The following is a 14,369-nucleotide window of genomic DNA, read 5'->3' as shown; positions in this document are numbered from 1 at the left end:
CATGTTCGACAAGATTCTGATCGCCAACCGCGGTGAAATCGCCTGCCGCGTCGCCGCGACGTGCAAACGTCTCGGGATCGCGAGCGTCGCCGTCTATTCCGACGCGGACGCGAACGCGAAGCACGTCGCCGCATGCGACGAAGCCGTGCACATCGGCGGCGCGGCGGCCGCGGACAGCTACCTGCGCATCGAGCGCATCATCGAGGCCGCGCGCGCGACCGGTGCGCAGGCCATCCATCCGGGCTACGGCTTCCTGTCGGAGAACGAGGATTTCGCGCATGCCTGCGAGGCGGCCGGCATCGCGTTCATCGGGCCGCCGGTCGACGCGATCGCGGCGATGGGCTCGAAGGCTGCCGCCAAGGCGCTGATGCACGCGGCCGCCGTACCGCTCGTGCCCGGCTATCACGGCGACGACCAGGACGCGGCGAACCTGCATCTCGAAGCCGACGAGATCGGCTACCCGGTGCTGCTGAAGGCGAGCGCGGGCGGCGGCGGCAAGGGCATGCGCGTGGTCGAGCGCTCCGAGGACTTCCCGGCGGCGCTCGCGTCGTGCCAGCGCGAGGCCGCGAGCAGCTTCGGCAACGACCGCGTGCTGATCGAGAAATACCTGACGCGCCCGCGTCACGTCGAAGTGCAGGTGTTCGGCGACACGCACGGCAACACCGTCTACCTGTTCGATCGCGACTGCTCGGTGCAGCGCCGTCACCAGAAGGTGCTCGAGGAAGCGCCGGCGCCGGGGCTGCATGAAGACGTGCGCCAGGCGATGGGCGAGGCGGCCGTCGCGGCCGCGCGCGCGGTGAATTACGTCGGTGCGGGCACCGTCGAGTTCATCATGACGGGCGAAGCGTTCTACTTCATGGAAATGAACACGCGCCTGCAGGTCGAGCATCCGGTCACCGAGATGGTCACGGGGCTCGATCTCGTCGAGTGGCAGCTGCGCGTTGCAGCGGGCGAGCCGCTGCCGCTGAAGCAGGACGAACTGCGCGTGCAGGGTCATGCGATCGAGGCGCGTCTTTACGCGGAGAATCCGGCGCGCGGCTTCCTGCCGTCCACCGGCACGCTGAAGCACCTGCGGCTGCCGGAAGGCGTCGAGTTCGCGATCGGCGCGCCGGTGCGCGTCGACAGCGGCGTGCGCGAGGGCGACGCGATCACGCCGTTCTACGATCCGATGATCGCGAAGCTGATCGTGCACGGCGCGGACCGCGCGGAAGCGCTCGGCCGGATGCTGCGTGCGCTGCGGGCCTGCGAGGTGGTGGGCCTGCACACGAATGCCGCGTTCCTGCAGCGGATCGTCACCTGCGGGCCGTTTGCGAGCGCCGATCTCGACACGGGCCTGATCGAGCGTAACCACGATGCGCTGTTCGCACCGCAACAGCCGCCGCGCGCGACGCTCGCGCTGGCCTGCGCGGCACTGCTCGCGCGCGAACGCGGCGCGGCCGCACGGGAAGGCGCGTCGCCGTGGGGCGCGCTGCCGGACTGGCGGCTGAACGGCGGCTATCGCCGCACGCTCGAATGGCATGCGCCCGATCGCGAAGCGGACGTGACGGTCACCTACGAGGACGACGGCGGCAGCACGCGCCTCGCCACCGGCGACGCGGCCGCGCAGCCGTTCGCGTGGACGCGCGGCGCGACGCCGCTCGACTTCGACGTGACGCTCGACGGCGTGCGCAGCAGCGGCCGGGTGTATGCGGACGACGACAGTTTCCACGTGTTCACGCAGGGTGTCGCCGAGACCTTCGAATGGCGCAACGTGCTCGCGCACGCGGGCGATGCCGAGCATGGCGGCGGCCGCCTCACTGCGCCGATGCCCGGCAAGGTGATCGCGGTGCTGGTCGAGCCGGGCCAGAAGGTCGAGGCCGGCACGCCGCTGATCGTGATGGAGGCGATGAAGATGGAGCACACGATCGGCGCGCCCGGCGCGGGTGTCGTCGCGGAAGTGCTGTACGGCGTCGGCGACCAGGTCGCGGATGGCGCGCAGTTGCTGATGATGGCGGAAGGCTGATCGCGGCGTGTGCAGCGCACGGGCCGGCGTGGCGCCTCGCGGCGCGGCGCCGGCCGTGTCGCATTCGCATTTCGCAACCGGCCGTCGGCGATGGCGCGCATGGCCAGGCCCGCACGGTGCGGACGACGACCCTCGGCCGCATCGCGTATGACCATGCCTGACAGTCTGGCGGCCGGCGCTCCGCTAGACTGGCGGATTGCTCACGTGGCCATTGCCGTGAGCTACACTGCATCCATTCAATCACGCCCCCCGCCGACGAGATGAAGTCTCCTGCCCTGAACGGCCTGCGCATCGGTATCACGATCGGCCTGCGCGCCCCCGACGAAAGCCTGTGGATCAACGGCATCAAGCAGAACGCGTTGTTTCTCGCGAAGTTGTTGATGGCGTCGCCGCATGGGTATCGCGTGACGCTGGTCAACACGACCGACGTGGCGCTTACCGACGCGCTGCCTTGGGATCGCCGCGTATACGACACGCGCGCGTTCGCTGACATGAAGGATGCGCTCGACGTGGTGATCGAGCTGGGCGGTCAGATCGACGGCGAGCAGACGGCCTACCTGAAGGCGCGCGGCGCGAAGATCGTCAGCTACTGCTGCGGCTTCGAGTACATCACCTCGATGGAATCGATACTGTTCGGCCGCCGCATGTGGGATTCGCTGTTCATCAACCGCGGCTACGACGAATTGTGGGCCATTCCGCAGATCGCGGAGTCGTCGCTGCCGTTCCTGCAGTCGCTGCGCCGTTGCCTGGGGCGCGTCGTGCCGTTCGTGTGGGACCCGATGTGTCTGGAGGCGCGTGCGCAATCGCTGCCGGAGCGTGGCGAATACCGGCCGCGCAGCGAACCGGGCAAGCGGCTGACGGTGATGGAGCCGAACCACAACGTCGTGAAGTTCTGCATGTATCCGATGCTGATCATCGACGAGGCGTATCGCCGCGACCCCGACGCGATCTGCTTCACGCACGTGACGAACGCCGATCGCCTCGCGCACAACAGCCCCGAGTTCGTGACGCTGATGAACTACCTGGACATCGTGCGCGCGGGCAAGGCGAGCTTCGTCGGGCGTTTCGACACGCCGTTGTTCCTGGCCGACATGACCGACATCGTCGTGTCGCATCAATGGGCGAACCCGCTCAACTATTTCTATTTCGACGTGTGCTGGCAGGGTTATCCGCTCGTGCACAACGCGAGCCTCGTGCCGGACCTCGGCTACTACTATCCTGGCAACGACGTGCAGAAGGGCACCGAGGCGCTGCTGCACGTGCTGCATACGCACGACGACGACTGGCAAGGGTATGCGCGGCGGCAGCGCGAGATCCTGCGCCGCTATACGTCGGCGAACCCCGCGCTCGTCGCCGACTACGATGCGCTGCTCGCGAACCTGATCGGCGCGACGGCGGCATAAGGCAGCACGACGCGGCACGCGCCGCCGCCTGCGGGCGCATTCGATCGCGATTTGCGCGATCGAGGCGGTCGGCTCGATTTCGCCGCCTGCCGTCAACCGGATTGACCCGGGTTAATGTCTGAAGAAATGAGCCGTTAAAAAAGAAACCGCCGAACCGGGGAGATTCGACGGTTTTTGAAGGCACGAATTTGACGGCTCCGAGGGAAGTCCGTCAAAAATAATTTTATAGGTTAACTAGTCGGAAAGATTGTTAAATATCTTTCGACGGATGGTTGTCGTATAATTCGATTTAATTATTGTCGTTCAAATCAGTCGGATTATCATTCAAATATTTTCAATATCGTTTGAAACGGCAAAATTGAATTCTGTGGAGACCGAATGCGTCGTCGCAATGCAATGGCTGCACGGTTTGCCAGCAGTTGCGGGGAATCCGGCCGTCGGGTCCGGGTCGCGTTTCGCTGGCGCGCATTTGTCATATGATATTTCAAACATCCGATTTTTGAAACGGGTCTTGCGATAAATCGATTCACCCGAAGATGTTCGGATGGGGCAAATAACCAGTATCGATCGGAGTATCGTCGACGTTTTTGTGTAACCTGTCGCACTGTTGTCGACGTGCGCGTGTGGTGTATTTTCGGTGTTTGAATATCATTGACAATATCTGATTTGACGGCACGCCGGAATAAAAAGTACGCTCCCGAAAAAGATCGAAAAAGAGGTTGGGCCGGGTAGGCGGTGGTGCGCGTCGTGGTCGGCTCGCGCCACATGTATCGAGAGCGCGGGCCGTCATCGGCGGTCCGACAATTGCCGGAGCGCCGGATGAATGCGGTCGAACCTCGCCTGGAGGCGAACAGCGTAGCGAATCGGGACGAGATCGATCTCGTATTCGGCGCGCCTGACGATCACCCCGACCTTGCGTCGGTACGCAGTTTCGTCGAAAGCCGGCTCGGATTCGCGCGAGAGCCGGTTTGCCGCGCCGATTTGTCGGGCGGCGTGCTGTATCACGAATGCCTCGCGCGGCTGCGCTGGGGCGCGCGCGATGTCTTGCCGCCGCTCGCGTTCCTGCCGCGCCTCGAATCGCTCGGGCTGATGCGCTGGTTCGACCGGCTCGTGGTGGGCCGGACGATCGACGCGCTGCGCGCCGATCCGAAGGCCGTGTACGGCTGCAACGTCACGGCGACGAGCGCGGTCGTGGACGACGCATGGCTCGCGCTGTTCAGGCGGCTCGAGCGCGAGCCGTCGGTCGCGGCGCGGCTGGTCGTCGAAATCACCGAGACGGGGCCACTGAACCCCGTCGCGGGCCGGTCGTTCGTGAACCGGTTCCGCCAGGCCGGGTGCCGCGTCGCGATCGACGATTTCGGCGTCGGCTTCAGCGCGCTGAACAACCTGGTGGTCGGCAATCCCGACATCGTGAAGCTCGACAGGTCGGTCCTGTCGCTGATCAAGCGCAACGCGATCGGGCGTTACCAGTTTCGCCGGCTGATCGCGTTCGCGCACGAAAGCGCGCGGCACGTCGTCGTCGAAGGCGTGGAGAACGAGATCGACCGGCAGATCATCCTGGATTCCGGCGTCTCATGGGCGCAGGGCATCCGCTTTACATGGCGGTCACCGGCCGCCGCATGACGCTGCGGCGCGCCGGCATCGGACAACGAAGAATTGAATAGGGGCGTGGGCATGGCGGCGACGAAGAAGGCCGGGCACGGAACGGGCACGCAGGCGGCCGATGCGCGCGAGCTCGTCGCGATCGCCGAACTGGCCGAGATGCTGGAGCAACTCGGCGCCGACGCGATTGACGCGACCGCTTCACCGGTCGACGTCATGCCGTTTCTCCACGGCCTGAAGGACGTCTCGCAACACATTCACCGGCTGAAACCGCTCGATGCCGACGGTCGCGAACGCGCGGCGCGACACTATTTCGCCGGTGTGTTCGCGGGCGCTTGCGGCGACGATTCGGCGATCGCATGCGGCGTATCGGGCAGCCTGGCGCAACAGGCCGGCGCTGTCGGCCCCGCGGCGGCACGTTGTTTCGCGAGGCTTGCGCGCATCGGCCGGCGGCATGGCCGTGCGTTCGCCGAGCGACGGGGCCAGCGTGTTCCGGCTTGACGCCGGTTCGCGCATCAAGTCCTCGTCAGGTTCTCGTCACACTCTTCAGGAGTACTGCCGCTTGCGTCGCGCGGCAAGGTCACTCGTCAATCCTTCCCGAGTCCACCCAGCACGAGCGCCAGCGCACGGTCGACCGCATCGTCCCAGCGGCCCGGATGCGCGGCGCGCACGATCCGGATGCCCGGGTACAGCGCGGTACGCGAGCCGGTTTCCCAGCGCGCATCGGCTTTCGGGCTCAGCAGCAGGACGGCCGGCACGCCCAGCGCGCCGGCCAGGTGGATGTGCGCGGTGCAGGTGGTGACCACGGCGTCCATCGCGAGCATCAGTGCGGCCAGATCGCTGAAATCGCCGATCGCGTGATGCGGGAACGTGACCGGCAGATCCGACGGCTCGGACTGCGCGGCGATGTCGCGGTTGATGCAGTACGCGGCATGGCCGCGCAGCCGCGCGAGCGGCGCGAGGTCGCGCAGGCTGGCCGCGCGCAGGAAGCGCGCATCGCTTTCGTCGCGGCCGCGCCAGTTGAGGCCGATGCGGCGCGTGCCCGGCGCGTTGCCGTCGCGCGCGACGCGTTCGCGCCATGCCGCCGCCCGTTCGGGCGGGCACGACAGGTAGGCGGCCGGCGCGCCGGCCGGTGCCGGCGCGTAGCCGAACTGCGCGGCCAGCACCAGGAACGAACACCAGTAGTCGTGAGCGATCTGCGACGTGTCGACCCACGCGCCGTGTGCGGCGACGACTTCGATGCGCGGGAACGTATGGCGCATCAGGTCGGCCAGCGCGGCGGGGACGATGACCGTCACCGCCACGCCGTCGAGCGCGTCGAGCGCATGCAGGTAGCGCGCGTACTGGAGCTGGTCGCCGACCCCGCCGTAGCTGATCACGAGCAGCCGCTTGCCGTGCAGCGGCTGGCCGTCGTAGAGCCGTTCCGTCGGCAGCCCGAACCGTGCGGCCGTCAGCACGTTCTCGCTGGCGATGGTCGCGCGCGCGGCTTCGTCGCGTCGGCCGGCACGCAGCAGCAGCGCCGAGCGCGCGAGTTCGACGCGCCCGCGCAGCGCGTCGGGCAGCGCGGCCGGTTCGCCGATGCGTTCGAGTGCCGCGAGCCCGGCGTCGGGCGCGCCGGCGAAGCCGTAGCACGACGCGAGCTGGAACGCGATCGCATCGTCGTCGAGGCCCCGGCCGCGCGCGCGCAGCCAGCGGGCGATCGCGTGGCCCCATTCGCAGCGGGATTCGTGGTCGAGCGCGCGGTTCCAGTGCGTTTCGGGCGCGTCGTCGGCCTCGGCTGACACGGCGGCATTCGCGTCATCGTTTGCGCGGGCGGATACGCGGCCGACGGGCTCGCCCGAGATGAACAGGCGTTGCCGGTCCCAGTGCGGGTTCGGCACGCAGAGCATGTTCAGCCCGTCGATCCGGTAGAACGTGTAGTCGAGGCTGGCGAACGTATCGATGATCGGCGCCTCGCCGACTTTCCAGTATTCGATCCAGCACCACGGCAGATGCGTTTCGATCAGCCGGCGTGCGCCGCGCAGCGCGTCGATCTCCATCCCTTCGATGTCGAGCTTCAGGAAATCCAGCCGCGGCAGGCCGAGCGAATCGAGCCTGACGACCGGCGTCGGCGTGCCGCCCGCCGCTTGCTCGTCGACGAGCGACACCGTGCCGAAATCGGCATCCTGCCCATAGTCGATGTCGGGCACCTTCATCGTGCCGTTGGCGCTGGCGAGTCCCATGTTCAGCAGATGGAGGTTGTCGAGCTCGTTGAGCGCGACGGTGCCGCCGAGCGCATGGAACAGCGTGCGCTGCGGCTCGAACGCATACACGCGGCCGCCGCGCGCGCGCAGCCGGTGCGCGATCGGCACGCACACGAGCCCTGCATTCGCGCCGCCGTCCACCGCGATCGCGCCGTCGGGCAACTGGTCGATCACCTGCAGGATCGTGTCGAGCTCGGCCTGGATATGCGGCCGGCCTGTCTTGATCAGCGCCTCGGCCTGCAGCGCGCAGTGCCGGTTGATAACGAACGGGCCGTGGATCGAATCGATCACGACGAAATTGCGGACGGTCTGATTCATGGGCGGGAGCGCGTGCGAAGGAGGTCAGCCGAGCGCGCGCCCGGCGAACAGGCGCTGGATCTGCCCGGAATACGCGCGGACGTTGTGTTCGGCGAGCGTGTCGACCTGCTGCAGGCAGCGGCGGGCCGCTGCCGCGTAGTCGTCGAGCCGCGCGTCGTGCGTCTGCGCGGCGGTCGCGATCGCGCGTGCCGCGTCGAAGATCTCGAAGTCCGGGTAGTAATAGCCGACGTCGCGCAGGAACGGCGAGTTGTGCACGAGCGGATAGTTGCCGTACAGCGCGTCGTACAGCAGGTAGTTCAGGCCGTTTTCCCAATGGTGCGACACGACGATGTCGGTGTGATGCGCGGCCCACGCGACGAACGGCGCGCGCACGTCGGCCGTCGCCCTGCCGTCGCGCACCATCTCGAGCCCGAGCGCGAGATGCTTGAAGGCGACGTTTTCCTTCTTGTCGAACGTGTTGGTCATGTACACGTGTTCGACGAGCTCAGGATGCTCGACGTAGCACGCGTTCGCGGCCAGCATCGGCACGATCGAACTCTTCACGACGTTCAGGTTCGGCTCGAAGAACGCGATGCGCTTGGCCGGACCGTGGTTGCGGTAGCCGAAGCGCGCCTTCAGCTCGGGGTCGGCGTCGAGGCTGCGTTCGATGAAGTACGGCGACCAGATGTGCGGCAGTTCGATCACCGGCGCGCGATATACGGCCTGGAAGTAGGCCGCGCACGTGTGCATGTGCTGCGGGTTGGTCCAGATCTCGTCGAACTGCACGCGGTTCGGGTTCGGCCGCCAGTTGTTCTTCTCGAAATTGATCGTCTCGACCGCGATCACGTAGTCGTTGCCGAAGCGGTACGACACGCACTTGCCGCCGCGCCGGCGCACCGCGTCCGTGTGCGACGGGTCGACGAACGCGTTCATCTCGATCAGCAGGTCGGTCTGGTGGACGATCGCCGACAACGGCCGCAGCGCGTCGCCGAACGCGTCCATCATCAGCGCCTGCGGGTAGTCGGTGATGCCGTCGTCGTGCGCGAGCCACACTTCGCCGATCAGCGGCGAGCGTTTCAGCAGCATGTACAGGTACACGCAATGCTGGTTCGCGCCGTTGTACCAGATCGACTGCGTCGCGTCGCGCTGCACGTTCATCGTAATCGCGACATTGATTTTCATCGGCGGCTCCGGGCGGACGGTGCGCGTCAAGCGTCGCGATAGAGCGACGCGATCGCGTCGGAATACGCGGCGACGTTGTCGGGGTTGTAGATGCTGACCGAGTCGAGCACGTGCTTCGATTGCTCGCGGTATGCATCCAGATTCGCGTCGTGTTCGGCAAATGCCTGCAGCAGCGCGCGGCCGCCGGCCTGGCAGTCGAAGTCCGGATAGAAATACCCGGCCTTGCCGAGGAACGGCGAGTTGTGGATCAGCGGATAGTCGCCGTACAGCAGTTCGTAGTACAGGTAGTTCTGCGCGTTTTCCCACGTGTGCGACACCACCGCGTCGCCGTAGGCGGCCATGAACTCGTACACCGCGTAGCGGCTTTCGAACGTCGTGATCCCGTGGTTCACGATGTCGAGACTCTTCGCGAAATGAACGAACGTCGTATGTTCCTTCAGGTGCAACGTATTGCACACGCGCACGAATTCGACGAAATCGGGCTTCGCGCGATACGCTTCCTCGGTCACCAGCATCGGGATGATGCTCGTCTTCACCATGCAGATGTTCGGCTCGAACATCGTCACGCGCCAGCGCGGCTTGCCGGGCTGATAGCCGAACGACAAACCGGCGCCGAGCGTCGCGCGTGCCTTGTCGAACAGCATCGGATGCCAGATGTGCGGGACGATCGTCACCGGCGCGCGCAGGCCCGTCTGGTAATAGTGCAGGCACGAGCGCTCGAATTCCGGAATCGTCCAGACCGCGTCGTACGGCGCGCCCGAGAACAGGAAGCCCGACGGCTTGTCGAACATCGCCCGCTCGATGTCGATCACGTAGTCGTTGCCGACCCGCATCGTGACGACCTTGCCGCCGCGGTCGCGGAACGCGCGCAGGTAGTCGGCGCCGAACTGCGCGCTCATTTCGATCAGCACGTCGCAGCGCTCGAGCGCTTCGTCCATCGACAGCAGCGGCACGTCCCATTCGCCGAGCATCATCTGCGGATCGGCGAGCTGTTCGCCGCCGTTCACCATCACGGCTTCAGCGACGAGCGGCGACTGGCGCAGCAACAGAATCAGCAGCAGGCAGTTCTGGAAGATGCCGTTTTCCCACAGCGACTGGCCGGCGCCGCGCACGAACAGCGACACGCCGACGACGAGACGCTTGCCCTCGCCGGGCGCTTGACGGGCATTGGAGTCCGACATGCGTATTCTCCGGTTCAGGCGACCAGACGCGAGACGAACGCGTCGAGGTTCGCGGGGTTGTCGATCGAGACCGACCGCAGCAGCCGGTCGGCTTTCGCGCGGTAGTCGTCGAGCTGCTCGTCGTGATGCAGCCAGGCATCGAGCAGCACGCGGCCGCCCGCGGCGGAATCGAAGTCCGGGTAGTAGTAGCCGGCGTCGCCGATCAGCGTCGAGTTGTGGATCAGCGGATAACCGCCATACAGCACGTCGTAGTACAGATAGTTCTGCGCGTTTTCCCAGTGATGGGACACGACGGCGTCCGCGTGGCGCGCCATGAAGCCCGGCAGGTCGATGCGCGGCTCGAACGTCGCCTTGTGATGGCGCACGAGGTCGAGGCTGTTCGCGAAGTGCACGAAGGTCGGATGGGCCTTCATGTGCATCGAGTTGACGACGAACAGATGCTGCACGGCGTCCGGATGCGCGCGGTAGAGTTCGTCGCACGCGAGCATCGGGTAGTGGCAGGACTTCACGACCGAGATGTTCGGCTCGAGCGTGGCGAGATTCCACGGGCGACGGCCGGGCCGATAGCCGAACGTCAGGCCTTCGCTCGCCAGCGCGGCGATGCGGCGATCGAGGAAGTACGGCGACCAGATATGCGGCATCAGGTGCACCGGCGCGCGCAACAGGGTTTGCAGCATCGGTGCGCCGGTCTTCTCGTACTGCGGCAGCAGCCATACTTCGTCGAACGGCGTGTCGTTGAAGATGTGTCCCGACGGCTTGCCGAAGATCGGTGTTTCACCCAGGCCGGCGTAGACGTGTCCGCAGAAGAAGGCGACGAGTTTCTTGCCGAGCGCCTTCATGTGCCTGCGCCATTCGAGCGGCAATTGCGCGCCCATCTCGATCACGACGTCGAGGTCGTGCGTGACGTCGGAAGGCTTCACGAGCGGCACGTCGAGGCCGTCGAGATCGAGCCCGGCCGGAAACGCATTGGCGTCGCCGCCGTTCAGGAAATAGACGGGGCCGACGCGATCGGAGCGCTTGAGCATCATCGCGAGGAACGCGATGTTCTGGTGAATGCCGTTTTCCCAGATCGCCTGGCCGTCCCGCGCAAACAGCGAGATGCCGACGGCCGGCCGTTGCTTGCGGGTGCCGCCCGAGGCGGCTTGATTGATGTCCGTCACCGGTTGGTTTCCTCTGCGGCGTCGTGCGTTCGGCCGTGGCCGCGAAACGGCGCGCCGTGGATTGTCGTGGTTGTGTTCGCGCCGGCGCGCGCCGGAATATGAGTCGAGCGGCGCGGATCGCGGGGCGGCCGCCGGATTCCGGTGTGTCGTCGGGCGGGTCACGGCGCGCGACGCGGGCGGAACGCCTCGGCAGCTGTCTGCGGCGATTGTGGCACGGAAGGCGCCGTCTTGTGGAGGGGGCCTGACGAACTTTGACATAGCCGCCCGCGCGGGAGCCGGGGCCCCGGCGAAGCGGGGACGGTGCGGTCGGGCGGGGTGGCCGGCGGGGCGGCTGCGCGTTGCCGGTCGAGGCCGTCGCGTGCGGGCGCGGGGTGCGCCGGGGCCGCGACGGCCGGCTGCTCAGCGCTGCAGCGAGATCTCGACGCGGCGGTTGCTCGCGCGGCCTTCGGCCGTCGCGTTGGACGCGACCGGATCGGCACTGCCGCGGCCCGTGACCGACACGGCCTGCGCTTTCAGTCCGTGTGCCTTCAGGTAGCTTGCGACGGTTTCCGCGCGGCGCTTCGACAGCGCGAGATTGGCGGCGTCGTTGCCGACCGAATCCGTATGGCCGGTGACCGTCACCTGCGTGTACGTGCGGTCTTCGCGTTCGTTCAGCAGCTTGTCGAGCGACGCGCGCGCGGCCGGCGTGAGCGTGGCCAGGCCCGTCGCGAACAGCGCGTCGCCCGCGAGGTTGACGTGTTCGACCGCGGCCGGCGCGGGGGCCGGCTCGGCCGCCGACGCAGCTTGGGCCGGCGCGGCGCCGCACTGGAACACCAGCGTCGCGGGATCGGAATTGTCGCGCAGCGCGCGGGCGGAATCGACGGTGCGCACCGGCTGGTCGCCGCAGATCTTGCGGGCGGCCTTCATGCAGGTCTGCGGGCCCGACAGCAGGCCGTGGCAGTCCACCTGGAAGGTGCGCACGCCGTCGCGCGGCTGCAGTTCGGAGGCACTGAAGGTCGGGCCGGATGCGGTCGAGCACGCGGCGAGGGCCAGCGCGGAAAGCGCGAGCGCAAGAGCGAGTTTGTTCACGGTTACGTCCTCAATACTTGGGTTGACTGAAGCCCGCCGCGCGTTGCGCGGCGGGCTCGTCCTGCCGTCGGGGCCCCCTGGCGCCGCCGGCTCGCGAGCCGGCGGCGTGGCGGCGCGACGGGTTACTTCCACTGGTACAGCATGCCGGCGCCGATCACCTTCTGACCGCCGCTGAAGCCGCCGTTGATCGACGCCTTCAGGTTCTCCGTGATGCGCGCCTGCATGTTGACCGCCATCGCCTTCTGGCCGAGGAAGGTCGACGTGCCGATACCCATCCCGAAGTTGGCGTCGCGATCGAGCTGCGGGATCGACGCCATCGCGCCGACGGCCGCGATACCCTGCTTCGCCATCTGGTCGGTCTGCTGCAGTTGCGAACCCAGCGCGTTGATCTGCCCTTGCTGGCCGGACAAGGCGGTCGACAGCGTCGTCTGCACCGCCGTCAGCTGGTTCACGTTCACCGCGTCGGTGCCTTGCGTACCCGGCGCGACGTTCGTGATCTGGCGCTGCTGCGTGTCGCTGCCGACCGACACCACGTTCGAGCGACCGCCGTCGTTCGAATTCGCGCCGATCGCCACCGAGTTCGAGCCGGCGGTGACGGTCGGCCGGTCGTTGCCGGTGCCGTTCATGTCGGCCGCGATGCCGGTGTTGTTCGCCGCACGTGTCGTGTTGTTGTTGATCGTGGTCGACAACTGGTTCACCTGATCGCCAAGGTTCGTCACGCCGGTCGACAGCGAAGCCACCGTGCTGTTCGTCGTGCTCAGGCCGGTCGACAGCGAGCCGATGCCGGTCGAGGTCGACGTCGACAACGACGTGAGGTTGCTGTTCGTCGAGCTGAGGCCCGTCGACAGCGAGTTGATCGCCGTCGAGGTCGACGTGGACAACGACGTGAGGTTGCTGTTGGTCGAGCTGAGGCCCGTGGACAGCGAACCGATGCCGGTCGACAGCGACGCGATATTCGACGCGGTCGACGTGGACAGGCTGTTGACCGCCTGGTTCGTCGCGTTGAGCTGGCTGCCGTTGATCGCGTCCGTGCTGGTGGCCGATACCCGGCCTGCCGCGACGTTCGTGATCTGGCGTTCCGCACCCGGTGCGCCGACGCTGAAGACGCCCACTGGCGAGGTGCCGTAGACCGGGTACGTGATGCCGCCGACCGTGACGCTCGACACGCCGACGGCGTTGCCCGTGGTCGAGTTCGCGCCCATGGCGATCGAGTTGGCGACATTGGCCTGCGCGTTCGTGCCGAAGGCGAGGGCGTCGGTTGCCGTGGCCTTCGCATTCGAGCCGTAGGCCTGGGCGCCGATCGCGCTGGCCGTCGCCTGATTGCCGAGCGCGATCGTGTTGTCCGCGGTGGCCTGGTTTGCGCTGCCGAGGGCGAGCGCGCTGTTGCCGGTTGCCGTGTTCGCGTTGCCGAGTGCCACTGCGCCGGTGCCGGTCGCCGTGTCGTTCGCGCCCAGCGCGACTGCGCCGGTGCCCGTCGCGATGCTCGGGTCGCCGATCGCGACCGCGCCGTCGCCGCTCGCGGTGTTGCCGGAGCCGATCGACACCGCCTTGCCGCCGGTGGCCGATGCGTTCTGGCCGATGGCGACCGCGCCCGCCGTCTGCGCGTTCGAGCCGTCGCCGACTGCCACGCTGCTGGCGCCTGCCGCGCTGGCGTTCACGCCGGCTGCCAGCGAGTTGACGCCCGTCGCGCCGTCGTTGGCGTAGTTGCCTTGCTGCGTGCCGTTGTCGTTGACGCTGTAGTAGTGCGTCTTCGCGGCTTCGATCGCGGTCGAGGTCGAGGTGGACAGCGACGTGATCGAGCTGGTTGCCGTCGAGAGACCCGTCGAGGTCGAAGTGGACAGCGACAGGATCGTGCTGGTGGCCGTCGAGAGACCGGTCGAGGTCGACGTGGACAACGAGTTGATCGAGCTGGTTGCCGACGACAGGCCGGTCGAGGTCGACGTGGACAGCGAGCTGATCGAGCTGGTCGCCGACGAGAGGCCGGTCGACGTCGAGGTGGACAGCGACGCCACCGAGCTGTCGGTCGAGCTCAGGCCCGTGGACAGCGACGTGACACTGCTTGCGGTCGACGTGGACAACGACGTCAGCGAGCTGTTGGTCGAGCTGAGGCTGGTGGACAGCGAGCCGATCGAGCTGGTTGCGGACGACAGGCCCGTCGAGGTCGAGGTCGACAGCGAGCTGATCGAGCTGGTTGCCGACGAGAGGCCGGTCGATGTCGAAGTCGACAGCGA

General features: G+C 67.0%; 10 protein-coding genes. 4 read left to right on the top strand and 6 right to left on the bottom strand.

What is annotated here, in order from left to right:
* Position 1 precedes the first annotated feature (1 nt).
* From DID99_RS27295 to DID99_RS27280, 4 genes are all read left to right on the top strand, one after another.
* A complete protein-coding gene (locus DID99_RS27295) occupies positions 2-2,002 on the top strand; it encodes an acetyl/propionyl/methylcrotonyl-CoA carboxylase subunit alpha (RefSeq protein WP_124667870.1) in 2,001 nt (666 codons plus the stop codon).
* 260 nt (positions 2,003-2,262) lie between these two features.
* A complete protein-coding gene (locus tag DID99_RS27290; protein WP_124667869.1) occupies positions 2,263-3,405 on the top strand; it encodes a DUF2827 domain-containing protein in 1,143 nt (380 codons plus the stop codon).
* 819 nt (positions 3,406-4,224) lie between these two features.
* Positions 4,225-5,028 (top strand): EAL domain-containing protein, encoded by an 804-nt coding sequence (locus tag DID99_RS27285; protein ID WP_044847404.1) that lies wholly within the window; start codon positions 4,225-4,227, stop codon positions 5,026-5,028.
* A 51-nt stretch (positions 5,029-5,079) separates the two neighbouring features.
* Entirely contained in the window at positions 5,080-5,508 is a 429-nt protein-coding gene (locus DID99_RS27280; RefSeq protein ID WP_124667868.1) for a hypothetical protein, read from the top strand.
* An 86-nt stretch (positions 5,509-5,594) separates the two neighbouring features.
* On the opposite strand, the gene DID99_RS27275 is transcribed toward DID99_RS27280, so the two are convergent.
* The 6 genes from DID99_RS27275 to DID99_RS27250 all read right to left on the bottom strand — a co-directional run.
* On the bottom strand, positions 5,595-7,568 hold the full coding sequence (locus DID99_RS27275) for an FkbM family methyltransferase (protein ID WP_124667867.1): 1,974 nt from the start codon (positions 7,566-7,568) through the stop codon (positions 5,595-5,597).
* A gap of 24 nt (positions 7,569-7,592) precedes the next feature.
* Positions 7,593-8,729, bottom strand: a complete 1,137-nt coding sequence (locus DID99_RS27270; protein WP_124667866.1) for a DUF2827 family protein — start codon at positions 8,727-8,729, stop codon at positions 7,593-7,595.
* Positions 8,730-8,755: 26 nt separating this feature from the next.
* The gene (locus DID99_RS27265; RefSeq protein WP_124667865.1) at positions 8,756-9,910 is read right to left on the bottom strand and encodes a DUF2827 domain-containing protein; all 1,155 of its coding nucleotides are present in this window, start codon (positions 9,908-9,910) and stop codon (positions 8,756-8,758) included.
* 14 nt (positions 9,911-9,924) lie between these two features.
* Positions 9,925-11,070 (bottom strand): DUF2827 domain-containing protein, encoded by a 1,146-nt coding sequence (locus DID99_RS27260; protein ID WP_124667864.1) that lies wholly within the window; start codon positions 11,068-11,070, stop codon positions 9,925-9,927.
* Between the two features lie 399 nt (positions 11,071-11,469).
* Positions 11,470-12,138 (bottom strand): OmpA family protein, encoded by a 669-nt coding sequence (locus tag DID99_RS27255; protein ID WP_124667863.1) that lies wholly within the window; start codon positions 12,136-12,138, stop codon positions 11,470-11,472.
* A 122-nt stretch (positions 12,139-12,260) separates the two neighbouring features.
* Positions 12,261-14,369 (bottom strand): YadA family autotransporter adhesin (locus DID99_RS27250; RefSeq protein WP_185733825.1); only part of this gene is annotated, 2,109 nt, incomplete at its 5' end.

It is taken from the genome of Burkholderia sp. Bp8986, from assembly GCF_003854225.1.
Taxonomy (GTDB): Bacteria; Pseudomonadota; Gammaproteobacteria; order Burkholderiales; family Burkholderiaceae; genus Burkholderia.
Note: the sequence above shows the minus strand (reverse complement) of the source record. Positions and strands in the feature narration are given on the sequence as shown.